Origin of the sequence: Sagittula salina, assembly GCF_017813235.1 — a bacterium.
Lineage (GTDB): Bacteria > Pseudomonadota > Alphaproteobacteria > Rhodobacterales > Rhodobacteraceae > Sagittula > Sagittula salina.
Genome location: NZ_JAGISH010000001.1, coordinates 177045 through 191777, shown reverse-complemented (window position 1 = coordinate 191777; position 14733 = coordinate 177045). Strand labels below are relative to the sequence as shown.

Sequence of the window (14733 nt, the reverse complement as noted above, 5' to 3'; positions counted from 1 at the left end):
TGCCGCCTCTGGCTGTTGTTTCGCGGGCCACAGGCTGTCAGGCGCTGGCCATCGCCCTGTAGACTGCGCTCTCGAAGTCGATAAAGCCGGGGAAGGAGACGCTGTCGGCGAAGGGCAGGATCTGCGTCGCCCAATAGCCGCCGATGCCGTTGGCCCTGTCGATCCAGTAATAGCTGTTGGCGAGACCGGCCCAGCCGATGGACCCGGCCGGGCGTCCCGTCGGAGCCTCCTCCGTGTTGACCATGAAGCTGTAGGACCAGTCCTTCGCCAGACCGGGCCAGAACTCCGCATCGTTGGACAGCGACGGGATCACGCCCGGCAGCATCGCGATCTTCTGCGGCGGTACCAGCGCACCCCTGACGGCCCACTCCACCGTCTCGGGCCGCAGGACCCGGCCACGCGGGCCATTGCCGTCGTTCAGCCACATGCGGATGAACTTCATGTATTCGGGCACAGTGGCATAAAGACCATGCCCGCCCATGTCGATTTCCGGATTGTCCGGCAAGGCAAAGCCATCCATCGGGGTCAGGCCGCCATCCTCGCCGCGCGCATGGATCGTCGCGGTCCGGGCTTTCATGGCATCGGTGCGGGTGAACGCGATCTCGTCCATGGCCAGTGGATCGAACACGCGTTCCCGCATGACCGCGCCCAGACGTTTGCCGCGAATGCCTTCGACAACCTGGCCGACCCAGTCGATATTGCTGCCGTATTCCCAGGCTGTGCCGGGATCGAACAGCAAGGGCGTTTCAATGGATGCGTGCGACGCGGTGACGACCGAGGGCTGGCCGTGTTCCTCGGCCAGCCGTTTGTAGACTTCGTTAAAGAAGTCATAGCCGAAGCCCCCGGTATGCAGCATCAGCTGCCGGGTGGTCACGTCGCATTTCGGCGGCCGCAGGCGCGGTGACCCGTCGGCATCGAAGCCTTCGATCACCTGCAAATGACCGATGGCCGGGGCGTAGTCCTTCGCCGGGGCATCCAGATCCAGCAACCCATCCTCCACACACTGTAGCGCGGTGGTGCCGGCGATGGCCTTGGTGGTCGAGAAGATCGCGAACACCGTGTCTTCGGTCATCGGGTCGTCGCCCAGCCGCCGATCCCCCGCGCAGCCGGAATAGACGTCGGCGTCGCGGTCGGTGATCATGGCTACAACGCCTGGAACGCGGGATGTCCCGGTGGTCACGCCCTCCAGAACGGCGTCGCACCGCGATCGGATATCGGATGTGGTGATGTCTTTCATCGGTTCCTCCCTTGAATGCATCGATACGGTATGACCGGTCATGCTGGCCGCCATCGCAAGCGTCTGTCCGGTTTCGCAACGCACCTCAGCGCCCTGCGCCATCCGTCTGACGGTTCAGGACGGATCGGCACAGTGCTGAAATCAGCCTCAGCGCAGGGCTCAACAAAACCGCCTCACCCCGGCGTTCTGGACGTGAAGGCAGGATAGCACGGATCCAAGTCCACGTGCGGCGATTCATCGGTGGGCCAAGTATCGAGACAATGCCCATGCGGAGAGCTGTCGTTACCCTGGGGCGTTGGAGCGATCGAACAAGCGCCCCGGGGGTAGGATTGCCCGAGGGTCGTGTCCTCACCGCATCTGCGATCGAGCCGCCCGAAGGTGGATGCACAGGTGGAAACCATCGACACAGGTCTGCGGCTCCCTGGTGATGTTACCCTGAGGGAATGCCTGCTGCAGGCGGGACGGGCACGAGTCGGGTAGGCAGGGCCCGTGATTTGTGCTAGGCGCGTGCCATGACCCGTGATGCTATCCGCATTTGCTGCATTACCCGCTGACCCAATCGGCGGACCGGTCTTCTATTCCCTCCCAGAGACGAAGTTGCTAAGTCCGCCGCGAGCCCTGTCGCCCGAGGACCCCGCATGACCGAGACCCAGATCCGCCTGACGAACTCGAAGACCCGCAAGAAGGAGGTCTTCACCCCGCTGGATGCGTCCAACGTGCGGATGTACGTCTGCGGGCCGACGGTCTATGATCGGGCTCATCTGGGCAACGCGCGCCCGGCCATTGTGTTCGACCTTTTGGCGCGTCTGCTGCGCCATGTTTACGGCCCGGATCACGTGACTTATGTGCGCAACTTCACCGACGTGGATGACAAGATCAACGCGCGGGCGGCGGAGAGCGGGCGTTCCATCGCCGAGATCACGGCGGAGACGACGCAGTGGTACCTCGACGATATGGGCGCGGTGGGCGTGCAGGAGCCGGACCACATGCCGCGCGCCACCGGCTACATCGGCGAGATGATCGCCATGATCGAGGTGCTGGTCGGGAAGGGCCACGCCTACGAGGCGGAGGGCCACGTGCTCTTTGCCGTGGATTCGTGGAAGGAGGCCTACGGCGCGCTCTCGGGGCGGTCGGTCGACGACATGATTGCGGGCGCGCGGGTCGAGGTGGCGCCCTACAAGAGGAACCCGATGGACTTCGTGCTGTGGAAGCCTTCGGAGGCGGATCAACCGGGGTGGCCGTCGCCCTGGGGGCGCGGGCGGCCGGGCTGGCACATCGAGTGCTCGGCCATGGCGAAGGCGCTTCTGGGCGCGGTCTTCGACATCCACGGCGGCGGCAACGACCTGCTGTTCCCGCACCACGAGAACGAGATCGCGCAGAGCTGCTGCGCCAATGGCACGGAGCGCATGGCGCAGGTCTGGCTGCACAACGAGATGCTGCAGGTGGAGGGGAAGAAGATGTCCAAGTCGCTGGGCAACTTTTTTACCGTGCGCGACCTGCTGGATGGCCACGACGGGCAGCCGGGGGTGCCGGGCGAGGTGATCCGCTACGTCATGCTCTCGACGCATTATCGCAAGCCGATGGACTGGACCGCCGAGAAGGCGCGTCAAGCAAAGGAAACACTGGATCATTTTCTCAGTGTCGTCGCGGGCAAACCTCCGACCGAGGTATCTCCCGAAGTGCTGGACGCTCTTTGCGACGACTTGAACACGCCTAAGGCGATCTCTGTTCTGCATCGCTTGGCGCGTGAGAGGAACGCGGGAGAATTGCGCGCGTCCTTGTTGTTGATGGGTTTTGACCTTTCAACTTTGAGGAGCGGATGGACGCACCGCAACCGATACGAAGTGCTGGAGAGACTTGAAGCGAAATTGGTCGCAGTGCGTGCCGAGGCGATGGAAAGCAAGGATTTCGCCGCCGTCGACGCGATGAAGGCGGCGCTGGTGGCGGCGGGGGTCGAGGTGCGCATGTCGAAGGAGGGCGTCGAGCTGGTGCCGGGACCGGGCTGCGACGCGGCGAAGCTGGAGGCGCTCTGATGGCGTGGCGCGCGGTGGACCGGCCGGGGGCGCTGCCCCCGGACCCCCGGAGGTATTTGGAAAGCAGAGAAGCACAGGCGTCATGTGCCATGAGGGAGGCGCGGTGATGGGACGCGAGAGGCTGTATCTGTACGACACCACATTGCGCGACGGGCAGCAGACGCAGGGGGTTCAGTTCTCCACCGCCGAGAAGCTGAAGATCGCCGCCGCGCTGGATGCGCTCGGGGTCGACTACATCGAGGGCGGCTGGCCCGGGGCAAACCCGACGGATTCAGCCTTCTTCGCCGAGGTGGGCCGGACGCGTGCCGCCATGACCGCCTTTGGCATGACGAAGCGCGCGGGCTATTCTGCGGAAAACGACGACGTTCTGGCGGCGGTGATGAACGCGGGCACGCCTGCGGTCTGCGTCGTGGGCAAGAGTCACGATTTCCACGTCACCACCGCGCTCGGCATCGGGCTGGAGGAGAATGTCGCCAACATTGGCGCGTCCGTGGCGCATCTGGTGGCCTCGCGGCGCGAGGCGCTGTTCGACGCGGAGCATTTCTTTGACGGCTACAAGGCCAACCCGGATTACGCGCTGACCTGCCTGCGGGCGGCGCTGGAGGCGGGGGCGCGCTGGGTGGTGCTGTGTGACACCAACGGCGGGACGCTGCCGCATGAAATCGGGCGGATCGTGTCGGAGGTGATCGCCTCGGGCGTGCCGGGCGGGAAGGTCGGCATCCACACGCACAATGACACGGAGATGGCCGTGGCGGGGTCGCTCGCCGCCGTGGACGCGGGCGCGCGGCAGGTCCAGGGCACGCTGAACGGGCTGGGCGAGCGCTGCGGCAACGCCAACCTGACTGCGCTCATTCCGACACTGCTGCTGAAGGAGCCTTATGCCAGCCGCTTCGTGACCGGGGTGGACATGGAGGCGCTGGAGGGGCTGACCCGCGTCAGCCGGATGCTCGACGACGTGCTGAACCGGGTGCCGTTGAAGCAGGTGGCCTACGTGGGCGCTTCGGCCTTTGCCCACAAGGCCGGACTGCATGCCAGCGCGATCCTGAAGGATCCCACCACCTACGAGCATATCGACCCTGCGCTGGTGGGCAACCGCCGCGTCATCCCGATGTCGAACCAGGCCGGGCAGTCGAACCTGCGGCGGCGGTTGGCGGAGGCCGGGCTGGAGGTCGCGCCGGGCGATCCGGCGCTGGCCCGCATCCTCGAGCGGGTGAAGACGCGGGAGGCGGAGGGCTATTCCTACGACACCGCGCAGGCGTCGTTCGAGTTGCTCGCGCGGGAGGAACTGGGCCTGCTGCCGGAGTTCTTCGAGGTGAAGCGCTACCGCGTCACCGTGGAGCGGCGGAAGAACAAATATGACCGGATGGTATCCCTGTCCGAAGCCGTCGTTGTGGTCAAGGTCGATGGGGAAAAGAAGCTGTCGGTCTCGGAATCCATGGACGAGGAAGGCAACGACCGCGGCCCGGTCAACGCGCTGTCAAAGGCGCTGGCGAAGGACCTCGGGTCCTACCAGTACCTGATCGAGGACATGCGGCTGGTGGACTTCAAGGTGCGCATCACGCAGGGCGGTACGGAGGCGGTCACGCGCGTCATCATCGACAGCGAGGATTCCTCGGGACGCCGCTGGGCCACGGTGGGGGTGAGCGCGAACATCGTGGACGCGTCGTTCGAGGCACTGCTGGACGCCGTGCGGTGGAAGCTGGTGCGGGCCGGGGCACGCGCGTGATCGAGGAGGGATCGGACCTTTTCGCCTGCGCGCAGATCGTGGAGCGCGGCGACCCGGAGCGGTTCCGCACGGCCATGGCGGGGCCGGTCGGGGCGCGGGCCGTGCTCTTTCCGCTATATGCCTTCAACGTGGAGGTCGCGCGCGCCCCTTGGGTCACGGCAGAGCCGATGATCGCAGAGATGCGATTGCAATGGTGGCGCGACGCGCTGGACGAGATCAGGCGGGGCGGTCCGGTGCGGCGTCACGAAGTTGTGACGCCTTTGGCAGAAGCGCTGGACGCAGAGGCTTGCACCACATTGGACGCGCTGATCGAGGCGCGCCGGGCGGACATCGAGAGGGCGCCCTTCGATACGGCGGATGCGCTCTGGTCTTACCTGGCGGCGACCGGCGGCGGGCTTATGCAGGTGGCGGCCCGTGCGTTGGGCGACGGGGATGGGCGGTGCGCCCGGTATCTTGGCACCGCGACAGGGTTGGCGGCCTGGCTCATGGCTGTGCCGGAACTGGAAGCGCGGGCAAAGCTGCCGCTGCCCGATGGCCGCCCCGAAGCGGTGCAGACGCTGGCGCTGCGCGGACTGGAAACACTGGCGGAGGCGCGCAAGCTGCGCGGTTCGGTGCCGCGCGCCGCTCGCGTGGCCCTGCTTCCCGGCGCCCACGCGGGGATGGTCCTGAACCGTGCGATGACAGTGCCTGAAAGGGTGAAACAGGGGGCACTGCGGCCTTCCGAGGCGGCCCAGCGTTTTGCCCGCCTGCGGGCTGCGGTCACGGGGCGGTTTTGAGACGGGGGGACTTCAAGCCCGGTGGCCGGAGGTGTTTTCCCAATCGAGCGCGCGTCGCTCTCTAAGCCATCCGTAACGGTCAATGCTGGAGGAAACCGGGTCGTAGCTGTGCGTTCCAAGGATCATCGCGCGGGGTGCCACCACGGAGTCCGCGACGGACTTCATCCTCAGCCTGACCTCCGATGCTTCTTCCATCGTGCCCTTCCAGCGTCATGCACTTTCGATGGCGCCCAGATGTCCGCCGGTTGCCATCCACCGCGCCACGCAGGCCCCAGCTGTCGCGCGGGCCTCGGCGCGCGTGGGGCGGGTGGTATCGACCATGACCGCCGAAGTCATCGATCTCTGCCAAAGAAAAAGGCCGGGCGTTCTGCCCGGCCTTCGCGGTTTACTCCGCCACGCAGTCGGCGAAATAGAGTGTCTGCCCGTTCTCGGTCTTCTCCACCACCAGCCCGTGAATATCGGTTTCGAATCCTGGGCATTCGCGGGCGAATTCGCGGTTGAAACGCAGGTAGTCGACGATCTTGGCGTTGAACACTTCGCCCGGGATCAGCAGCGGGATGCCTGGCGGGTAAGGGGTGACCAGCGAGGTCGTGATGCGCCCCTCGAGGTCGTCGATGGCCACGCGCTCCGTCTTGCGCCGCGCGATATGCGCATAGGCGTCCGAAGGCGTCATCGCCGGGTGGTGGTCGCTCAGATAGATCTCCGTCGAAAGCCGCGCCACGTCGTATTTCGCGTACATGGCGTGGACGTGCTGGCAGAGGTCCTTCAGGCCCATGCGCTCGTAGCGCGGCTGCTTGGCGCAGAACTCAGGCATGACGCGCCAGAGCGGGTTGTTCTTGTCGTAATCGTCCTTGAATTGCTGGAGGGCAGCCAGGAGCGTGTTCCAGCGGCCTTTGGTGATGCCGATCGTGAACATGATGAAGAAGCTGTAAAGCCCGGTCTTTTCCACCACAACGCCATGCTCCGTCAGGTACTTCGACACGATGGAGGCCGGGATGCCGCTGTCGTCGAAGTGCCCCTCGATGTCGAGACCGGGTGTGATGATGGTGGCCTTGATCGGGTCCAGCATGTTGAAGTCGCGCGCCATGTCGCCGAAGCCGTGCCAGCTGTCCTTGCCGCCGGGTTCCAGCCCCTCGCTGTCGGTGCGCTTGAGCTGCCAGTCGGTGGCGCGGCCCATGCCGTCCTCGTTCTCGTCGAAATCCTCCGGCCCCCAGACCTTGAACCACCAGTCCTCGGCGTAGTCCTTGCCGACCTTCTTCATGGCGCGGCGGAATTCGAGACTTTCGACGATGCTTTCCTCAACCAGTGCCGTGCCGCCCGGGGGCTCCATCATCGCCGCCGCCACGTCGCAAGATGCGATGATCGAATACTGCGGAGAGGTCGAAGTGTGCATAAGGTAGGCTTCGTTGAAGAGGTGGCGGTCGAGTTTCACCTCCTCCGAGTCCTGCACCAGCACGTGGCTGGCCTGGCTGATGCCGGCGAGCAGCTTATGCACCGACTGGGTGACGTAGGTCACGGATTTCTTGCTGCGGCCGCGCTTGCGCCCCATGGCGTGATAGGTGCCGTAGAAGGGGTGGAAGGCGGCGTGGGGCAGCCAGGCCTCGTCAAAATGCAGGTTCTCGATCCAGCCGTCGAGCGCACCCTTGATGGCCTCGGTGTTGTAGAGCACGCCGTCGTAGGTGGACTGGGTGACGGTCATGATGCGCGGCTTCACCGTCTCCGCGTCGTAGCCCTCCAGCAGGGGGTTTTCGCGGATTTTCGCCTTGATCGCCTCGGGCTCGAACTCCGAGCGCGGGATCGGGCCGATGATGCCCCAGTGGTTGCGCGTGGGCTTCAGGAAGACCGGGATCGCACCGCACATGATGATCGAATGCAGGATCGACTTGTGGCAGTTGCGGTCGACCACCACCACGTCGCCGGGAGCCACCGTGTGGTGCCAGACCATCTTGTTCGAGGTGCTCGTCCCGTTGGTGACAAAGAAGCAGTGATCCGCATTGAAAATCCGCGCCGCGTTCTTCTCTGATTCACCGATGGCGCCATTGTGGTCGAGAAGCTGGCCCAGCTCCTCCACCGCGTTGCAGACGTCGGCGCGCAGCATGTTTTCGCCGTAGAACTGGTGGTACATCTGCCCCACCGGACTTTTCAGGAAGGCCACGCCGCCGGAGTGTCCAGGGCAGTGCCAAGAATAAGACCCGTCCTCCGCGTAATCCAGCAGCGCCTTGAAGAAGGGCGGCTGGATGTACTCGATATAGCTTTTCGCTTCGCGGATGATGTGCTTGGCCACGAACTCCGGCGTGTCCTCGAACATGTGGATGAATCCGTGCAGCTCGCGCAGGATGTCATTCGGCAGATGGCGGGAGGTCTTGGTCTCGCCGTGCAGGAAGATCGGCACGTCGGCGTTTTTCCAGCGCACCTCCTCGATGAACGATCGCAGGTTCACAACCGCCGGGTCGAGATCGGGACCGGGGGTGAATTCCTCGTCGTCGATGGACAGCACAAAGGCGGAGGCGCGGCTTTGCTGCTGGGCGAACTGACTGAGATCACCGTAGCTGGTGACGCCCAGCACCTCGAAGCCCTCCGCCTCGATGGCCTGCGCCAGCGCACGAATCCCGAGACCGGAGGTGTTCTCGGAGCGGAAGTCTTCGTCGATGATGACGATCGGAAAGCGGAATTTCATACGGTGGGCCTCCTTGGGGGGCACAAGAGTGTTTCTACTCTTGTTCATGCCGGAGGGTCGGAAATCAAGGGGCACGGCGGGGTTGCGCCCATGCCCCGACGCGAGTGCTCGCGAGGACTGCGCCAGTTGTGGGCCGGGACGGTCAGGGCGGTGCGTACTCCAGGGTGCGCAATCATCGGTTTGCGTCATGCGCGGCTAAGCGCCGATGGAGGCGCAACTTTCTTGCCCGGACGAAGGAAAGCCGGGGCGGATATTTACGGCATGTTAACCTCACTGTCGGAAACAGGAGTTCGGTCGTTCGCGCGGTGGTGACCGGCCCGAAAGCTTGGCAGGCCTTCGGATCGTCCGCTGCGCGGGGCGGTCGCGCGTCGCACGGTACGCGTTTTGCACCAGAACCCATGTTGACGGGACAGGAATATGAGCGCGAGTGCGCGGGGTGAGAAGTTGGTCATGGCCTGCCAGGACGCCGCTACCACGGGCTGTCCGTATCCGGGCAGGCTCAGCGACGCCATGGCCGAAGCGATCGGGGCGGATGGGTGCTGCATTGCGCTCGACGGCTTTGACGCCTCGGGCCTCGCCCTGATCTGTGCGCAGGACCAGAAAGCGTCTTTGCGGGCCTCGCTGACACTTCTGGCGCGGACGCTGCTGGAGACCCGCGATGCCGCATCCTTTATAGAACCCGAAGCCACCGTAAGGGCCTCAGGTACGACCTTTCGCCTCTTTGGGTTGCGCCACGATCCCGGGGTGAATGCGCCGATGGCCGCGGCCTCCTTTGCCTTCGACTCCGCGCGCGATCTGGCCCGGGTCAGGAAACGTGTACTGGAGCTGATGCCGATCTTGCAGGTAAGTCTGCAGATGCTCGCCACCAGTGTGATGCGCGACGGTAACCTCAGCGTATTGGAACGCGAATGCGGCTCCCTGCGGCGGGCGCTAGGGACCGACGCGGTGACCGGCCTGCTGAACACCCATTGTTTCCGGGAGGCGGGACGCCGCCGCACGCTGGAGAGCGGCACCCGGCAGGCCCTGCTGCTGCTGGACGTGTTGCATGGCAAGCGGCTGGATATGCTCTTTGGGCAGGCTTTCACCGAAACCTACCTCGCGGAGCTGGCCGCCGCGCTGGCCGCGACCCTGCCGGATGCGGCGCTCATCGGGCGGACCGGAGGAGGCGAGTTCGCCGTTCTGGTGCCGCTGCAGGGGCGGCCGGGTTCCGGCGCTCTGGCCGCCATCATGGAACGCTGCACCCTCGGGCTGCGCAACGGTGCGGATCGGATCGGGCGGCCGGACCTCGGTACCGCACTGATCGGGGCCTGCCACCAGTCACTGCAGACGCCGGGTCTGCCGGACCTGATGGCCAAGGCGCGGGCGGCCCTGCGCGCGGCCCGTGCGGAAGAGGCCCCGGGGCTGGTTTTCGCCCCTGCAATGGCGGCGCGCTATGGCGCGGGGGAAATCGACGCACTCTTTCAAGATGCTGTCCGCTGCGACCGCGTGATGCCGTGGTTCCAGCCGCTGGTGGATCTTCAGGACGGGCGCTGCCGTGGGTTCGAGGTCCTCGCGCGCTGGACGGCGGAGGATGGCGCGGTGCTGACCCCGCGCGACTTCGCGGAGGTTTTCAGCGATCACCGTATCGCGGAGGACCTGACCGCGCGTATGCTCGATGTGGGGCTGGCGCGGTTCCACGGCTGGTGTCGCCGCGCCGGTCCCGCTGCCCGTGGCGCCCGCCTGGCTGTGAACATGACCGCCTTCGACCTTTCCAATCCCGACCTCGTTGCCTGTCTTGGAAAACGCCTGACGGCGGCGGGCCTCGGATGGCAGACGATATCGCTTGAAGTGACAGAGACCGTGATCCTCGGCGATGGACGCGGCCTGATCTTTGACACGCTGCAGGCGTTGCGGCGGCTCGGCGCCGAAGTGGCGATGGACGATTTCGGCACCGGTCATGGCGGCTTTCAACATTTGCGCGACTGGCCGGTGGATCGGCTGAAGATCGACCGGGACTTCGTTCGTGGATTGGAGAATAGTCGCCACGACCGCGCCATTGTCGAGGCGATCCTGAACATCGCCCGGCGCAGCGGGATTGGCGTGGTGATCGAGGGGATAGAAACTGCTGCCCAGTTGCGGGCCCTTCACGCACCCGGGCCGCTGCCACCGGGAACGCTGGGCCAAGGCTGGCTGTTTGACGCGGCGCTACCGCCCGACGCCATGCTCACCGCGCCTCTGCGCTACGACATTGACCCCCAGCAGCCCGTTGGGGCGGAGTCAGAGCCTGCCTGATCCGCGGTAATGCCTGCGCCGTGGGCAGGCGAAAGGGAAGGGGGTGACGTGCCGTCACGGCAGACTTTACCTAAGGGCCCCCGGCAGCCTAGCCTGGGGCCGAGGCACAACAGGAAAGACAGGAGACAGGCATGCCCGCCCTGAAGACCCTCGTTCTCTCGTGCGGCGTTGCCGTTCTTCTGACCGCAACGGGCGCAAGCGCGCAACGCCCCGCGTCAATGAATTACGCAGTGGTTCCGGCTTCGCCCCTGGAGGGGCATGCGAGCGACCAGATGGTGTCGCAGGGTGGATGGTCAAGGGCGGTGTCGGAAAATCGTCCCCTTCTGATCCCCGTTCGCGCCGAGGCGCCGGTCGTCATCCGGCGAGAAGCGGTCTCCCCTCCGCTTCGCTGCGCTGTTCCCGACGCGGAAAATGTCCGCGTCATGGCGCCCAGCCTCGATATCCGTGCCTCAGCGGCGCCCGATGCGCCGATCGTAGCCCGTGTGACGAAGCATCGGCACCTCGAAGTCCTGCAGGGCATCGCCAAGCTGGTGGGCGAGAGGGCCCGCCGCCGCGCCTGCGCGCAGGCCTGTCGCGGCTATGGTGACGTTCTGCTACGGCAGGAAGACCCGCTGGAATGGGCGCGCGACAAGATGGCCGCAGCCGCCTGCATGGCGGAGAACGTCATCTGGTGGAACGTCGCCCTGCCGGACGGGCGGAGCGGATGGGTCTCGGCCAAAGACCTCCGGTAACGCCCTGTCGCAAGGGTTTCGGCCCTTCGCGTGACCCAAATCGTCTTGCACAGAACGGAATCGGACAATAGAAGGTGCCAAATTCAATTGCGCCCCCATTGCGGGGCGCGTCTTCATTCGAGGGAAGAGACGATGCAGGTCACCGAGACGCTGAACGAAGGCCTCAAGCGCGGCTACGCCATCACCGTGACGGCGGCCGAGCTGGACGAGAAAGTTACCGCCAAGCTGAAAGAGGCCCAGCCCGACATCGAGATGAAGGGTTTCCGCAAGGGCAAGGTTCCGATGGCGCTGCTAAAGAAGCAGTTCGGCCCCCGCGTGATGGGCGAGACCATGCAGGAAACCATCGACGGTGCGATGAACGAGCACTTCGAGAAGACCGGCGATCGCCCGGCGCTGCAGCCCGACGTCAAGATGGTCAACGAGGACTGGAAAGAAGGCGACGACGTGCAGGTCGAACTGTCCTACGAGGCGCTTCCCGAGGTGCCCGAGGTCGACCTGTCGCAGCTCTCGCTGGAGAAGCTCGTGGTGAAGGCCGAGGACGCATCGGTGGACGAAGCGCTGGCCAACCTTGCGGACACCGCGAAGGACTACGAAGCGAAGGACGGTGCGGCGGAGGACGGCGACCAGGTGGTGTTCGACTTCGTCGGCAAGGTCGACGGCGAGGCGTTCGACGGTGGCGCGGCAGAGGACTACCCGCTGGTGCTGGGCTCCGGGTCCTTCATCCCCGGCTTCGAAGAGCAGCTGGTCGGCGCGAAAGCCGGTGACGAAAAGAACATCGAGGTGACCTTCCCCGAGGAATACGGGGCAGAGAACCTCGCCGGCAAGCCCGCCGTTTTCGAATGCAAGATCAAGGAAGTGAAGGCCGCAAAGGCCGCCGAGATCGACGACGAGATGGCAAAGAAGTTCGGTGCCGAGGATCTCGAGGCACTGAAGGGTCAGATCCGTGAGCGTCTGGAGGCCGAATACATCGGTGCCGCGCGCCAGGTGATGAAGCGGGACCTGCTGGACAAGCTCGATGCGCTGGTGTCCTTCGACCTGCCGCCGTCGCTGGTCGAAGCCGAGGCCGGCCAGATCGCGCACCAGTTGTGGCACGAGGAAAACCCCGACGTCCACGACCACAACCACGACAAGATCGAGCCGACCGAAGAGCACAACAAGCTGGCCGAACGCCGCGTGCGCCTTGGTCTGCTGCTCGCCGAGCTGGGCCAGAAAGCTGAGGTCGAAGTGACCGACGCCGAGATGACGCAGGCGATCATGACGCAGGCCCGTCAGTACCCCGGTCAGGAGCGCGCCTTCTTCGACTTCGTTCGGCAGAACCAGCAGATGCAGCAGCAACTGCGTGCGCCGATTTTCGAGGACAAGGTCATCGACCACATTGCCGAGCAGGCTCAGGTGACGGAGAAGGAAATCTCCAAGGACGACCTGCAGAAGGCCGTGGAGGCACTGGACGAGGAGTGATCGACTTCCAGAATTGAAACAGATTGGGCCGCTCCGGATGGAGCGGCCCTTTTTTGTGACGCTGGAGGGACAGGAAACACCCGGGCGTTGCGCTTCGGCACTTTTGCGGGCGGGGGGGGGCGCCGGGGCGTCGCGCGACTGGTACGCTTGGCGATGTATACCTTTCGGGGTCCGCGTTCCTCCGAAAGCCTTCCCCCGTATTCGTTTCAGGTGCTGTTCGAGTTGCTTTTCAGGCCGTTTGGCGGAGCCCTTCGGTGTCCCCGTGCGAGGCTTGGCCCGTCTGGTCGGTTTTGAAGAAGCCGACCTCTTCCACCAGGCTCCGGGCGTCGTTACTCAGGTGTTGGCCGATATCCCGCGTCGTTTGGACCATGGCGGCGTTCTGCTGCGTATTGGTGTCCAGCGTCGAGACGGCAGTGTTGATCTCCGACAGGGTGCGGGACTGCTCTTCCATCCGATTGGCGATTTCCGCAACATGATTGGAAATCTCCGAGACGCCCTCGTAGATCGTCCCGAATTCCGTGGAGGTCCGCGTCACGAGGTCCGAACCGCTTTTCACGTTCTCGGTGCTCTGGCGGATCAGATCCTTGATCTCGTTAGCGGATTCGGAGCTTCGTTGTGCAAGCCCACGGACTTCGGACGCGACCACTGCAAAGCCGCGGCCGGAATCCCCGGCGCGTGCGGCTTCCACCCCGGCGTTCAGCGCCAGCAGGTTGGTCTGGAAGGCGATACCCTCGATCACCGAGATGATCTGCGAAATCTGGTCGGAGGATTTCTCGATCTTCTGCATGGCGCTGGTCAGGCTTTCGACCAGTTCGCGCCCGCCCTCCACGGCGGTCCGGGTGCGGTCGGTGGTCTCCCGGACTTCCTTTGCGCTGCCTGCAGCAGAATGCGCTCCGTGGGTCAGTTCGTCAATGGCGGCGGCGGTCTGTTCCAGCGTAGCGGCCTGTTGCTCTGTCCGCATGGCCAGCGAATCCGTGCCGGTCATGATCTCGTTCGCGGACCGGCTGACCACTTCGGTCACGCCCTTCACGTTCGTCACCATGCCAGAAAGGTTGCCAAGCGTCTGATTCAGCACATTGGCAAGTTCCCGAACGTCGCGAGGACCAGTGGGCACCACCTGGCGTGTTAGATCGCCATCTCGCAGAGCGTTCAGCGAGATTTCGATCTCCAGCAAGGCGAGCTGCCGGTCTGTGACATCCGTGGCCAGCTTGATGATCCGCCGGGTCACGCCCGAAGCATCCACGACGGGGCAGTAGGTGGCCTGAATGTAGATCGGCTCCCCCGACTTCTTGATCCGTTTGTACATACTGGTGAAGTGTTTGCCGCTGTTCAGTTTCTTCCAGAAATCGGCGTATTCTTCGGACTCGGTATACTCCTTTTCGACGAACATGCGGTGATGCTGCCCCTCGATGTCCTCCAGCTTGTAGCCAAGCGCATTCAGGAAATTCTCATTGGCAAAGAGGATCTCGCCGGAGGGTTTGAAATGGATGACGGCCTGCGTCGCACCCACGACTTCAAGCAGGTCGGGCTTCTCGTAGCGACGTCCGATTCCCTCCACGACCGGGGGAGTCTTCTTGAACAAGGGCATGACTTTCTCCGTCAAACGTTGATTGCTCAACATCTAGATTTCAGAGATTAACAGCGCGTGTCTGCTGCAAGCCCGTATTTGCGGCTTTTTCTGTATATGGTTGTTCTGTATATGGTTGCGCGCTTTCGGCGGGCGCCGTCCAGATATGATTTGGTACAAAGACGTTTGTTCAACGCCATGCCGAGAAATGTAAATGGCCGCTCCCCAGGCAAGGGAACGGCCGTCTTTTCAATAGA

The 14733-nt window shown here is 64.4% G+C and carries 11 protein-coding genes; 6 read left to right on the top strand and 5 right to left on the bottom strand.

Annotation, left to right across the window (positions count from 1 at the left end; all coding sequences use genetic code 11):
* Positions 1-37: 37 nt before the first annotated feature.
* The gene (acmB, locus tag J5474_RS00890) at positions 38-1237 is read right to left on the bottom strand and encodes a methyl acetate hydrolase AcmB (RefSeq protein WP_209358464.1); all 1200 of its coding nucleotides are present in this window, start codon (positions 1235-1237) and stop codon (positions 38-40) included.
* 638 nt (positions 1238-1875) lie between these two features.
* Between acmB and cysS the strand changes: the two genes are divergently transcribed.
* The 3 genes from cysS (at position 1876) to J5474_RS00875 (ending at position 5772) form a co-directional block, all read left to right on the top strand.
* Complete coding sequence (gene cysS / locus J5474_RS00885) at positions 1876-3270, top strand: cysteine--tRNA ligase (RefSeq protein ID WP_209358463.1); 1395 nt, start codon at positions 1876-1878, stop codon at positions 3268-3270.
* Positions 3271-3376: 106 nt separating this feature from the next.
* Complete coding sequence (cimA, locus tag J5474_RS00880) at positions 3377-4996, top strand: citramalate synthase (protein ID WP_209358462.1); 1620 nt, start codon at positions 3377-3379, stop codon at positions 4994-4996.
* Positions 4993-5772 carry a squalene/phytoene synthase family protein gene (locus tag J5474_RS00875; RefSeq protein WP_342453995.1) on the top strand — a complete coding sequence of 260 codons (780 nt, stop codon included), beginning with the start codon at positions 4993-4995 and terminating at the stop codon, positions 5770-5772. Before cimA ends, J5474_RS00875 begins: the two co-directional genes overlap by 4 nt.
* 12 nt (positions 5773-5784) lie before the next feature.
* Here J5474_RS00875 and J5474_RS00870 read toward each other — a convergent pair whose 3' ends face one another.
* The 3 genes from J5474_RS00870 to J5474_RS00865 are packed head-to-tail and all read right to left on the bottom strand — an operon-like array spanning position 5785 to position 8449.
* On the bottom strand, positions 5785-5967 hold the full coding sequence (locus J5474_RS00870) for a hypothetical protein (RefSeq protein WP_209358461.1): 183 nt from the start codon (positions 5965-5967) through the stop codon (positions 5785-5787).
* Positions 5968-5982: 15 nt separating this feature from the next.
* The gene (locus tag J5474_RS22960) at positions 5983-6108 is read right to left on the bottom strand and encodes a hypothetical protein (RefSeq protein ID WP_280842480.1); all 126 of its coding nucleotides are present in this window, start codon (positions 6106-6108) and stop codon (positions 5983-5985) included.
* A 49-nt stretch (positions 6109-6157) separates the two neighbouring features.
* Positions 6158-8449 (bottom strand): arginine/lysine/ornithine decarboxylase, encoded by a 2292-nt coding sequence (locus tag J5474_RS00865; RefSeq protein ID WP_209358460.1) that lies wholly within the window; start codon positions 8447-8449, stop codon positions 6158-6160.
* A 450-nt stretch (positions 8450-8899) separates the two neighbouring features.
* On the opposite strand from J5474_RS00865, the gene J5474_RS00860 reads away from it, so the two are divergent.
* The 3 genes from J5474_RS00860 (at position 8900) to tig (ending at position 12909) form a co-directional block, all read left to right on the top strand.
* The gene (locus J5474_RS00860; RefSeq protein ID WP_209358459.1) at positions 8900-10720 is read left to right on the top strand and encodes an EAL domain-containing protein; all 1821 of its coding nucleotides are present in this window, start codon (positions 8900-8902) and stop codon (positions 10718-10720) included.
* Between the two features lie 422 nt (positions 10721-11142).
* Complete coding sequence (locus J5474_RS00855; protein ID WP_209358458.1) at positions 11143-11451, top strand: hypothetical protein; 309 nt, start codon at positions 11143-11145, stop codon at positions 11449-11451.
* A gap of 132 nt (positions 11452-11583) precedes the next feature.
* The gene (gene tig, locus J5474_RS00850; RefSeq protein WP_209358457.1) at positions 11584-12909 is read left to right on the top strand and encodes a trigger factor; all 1326 of its coding nucleotides are present in this window, start codon (positions 11584-11586) and stop codon (positions 12907-12909) included.
* A 229-nt stretch (positions 12910-13138) separates the two neighbouring features.
* Here the strand turns inward: tig and J5474_RS00845 are convergent, their stop codons facing one another.
* Entirely contained in the window at positions 13139-14497 is a 1359-nt protein-coding gene (locus J5474_RS00845) for a methyl-accepting chemotaxis protein (RefSeq protein ID WP_209358456.1), read from the bottom strand.
* Between the last annotated feature and the right edge of the window lie 236 nt (positions 14498-14733).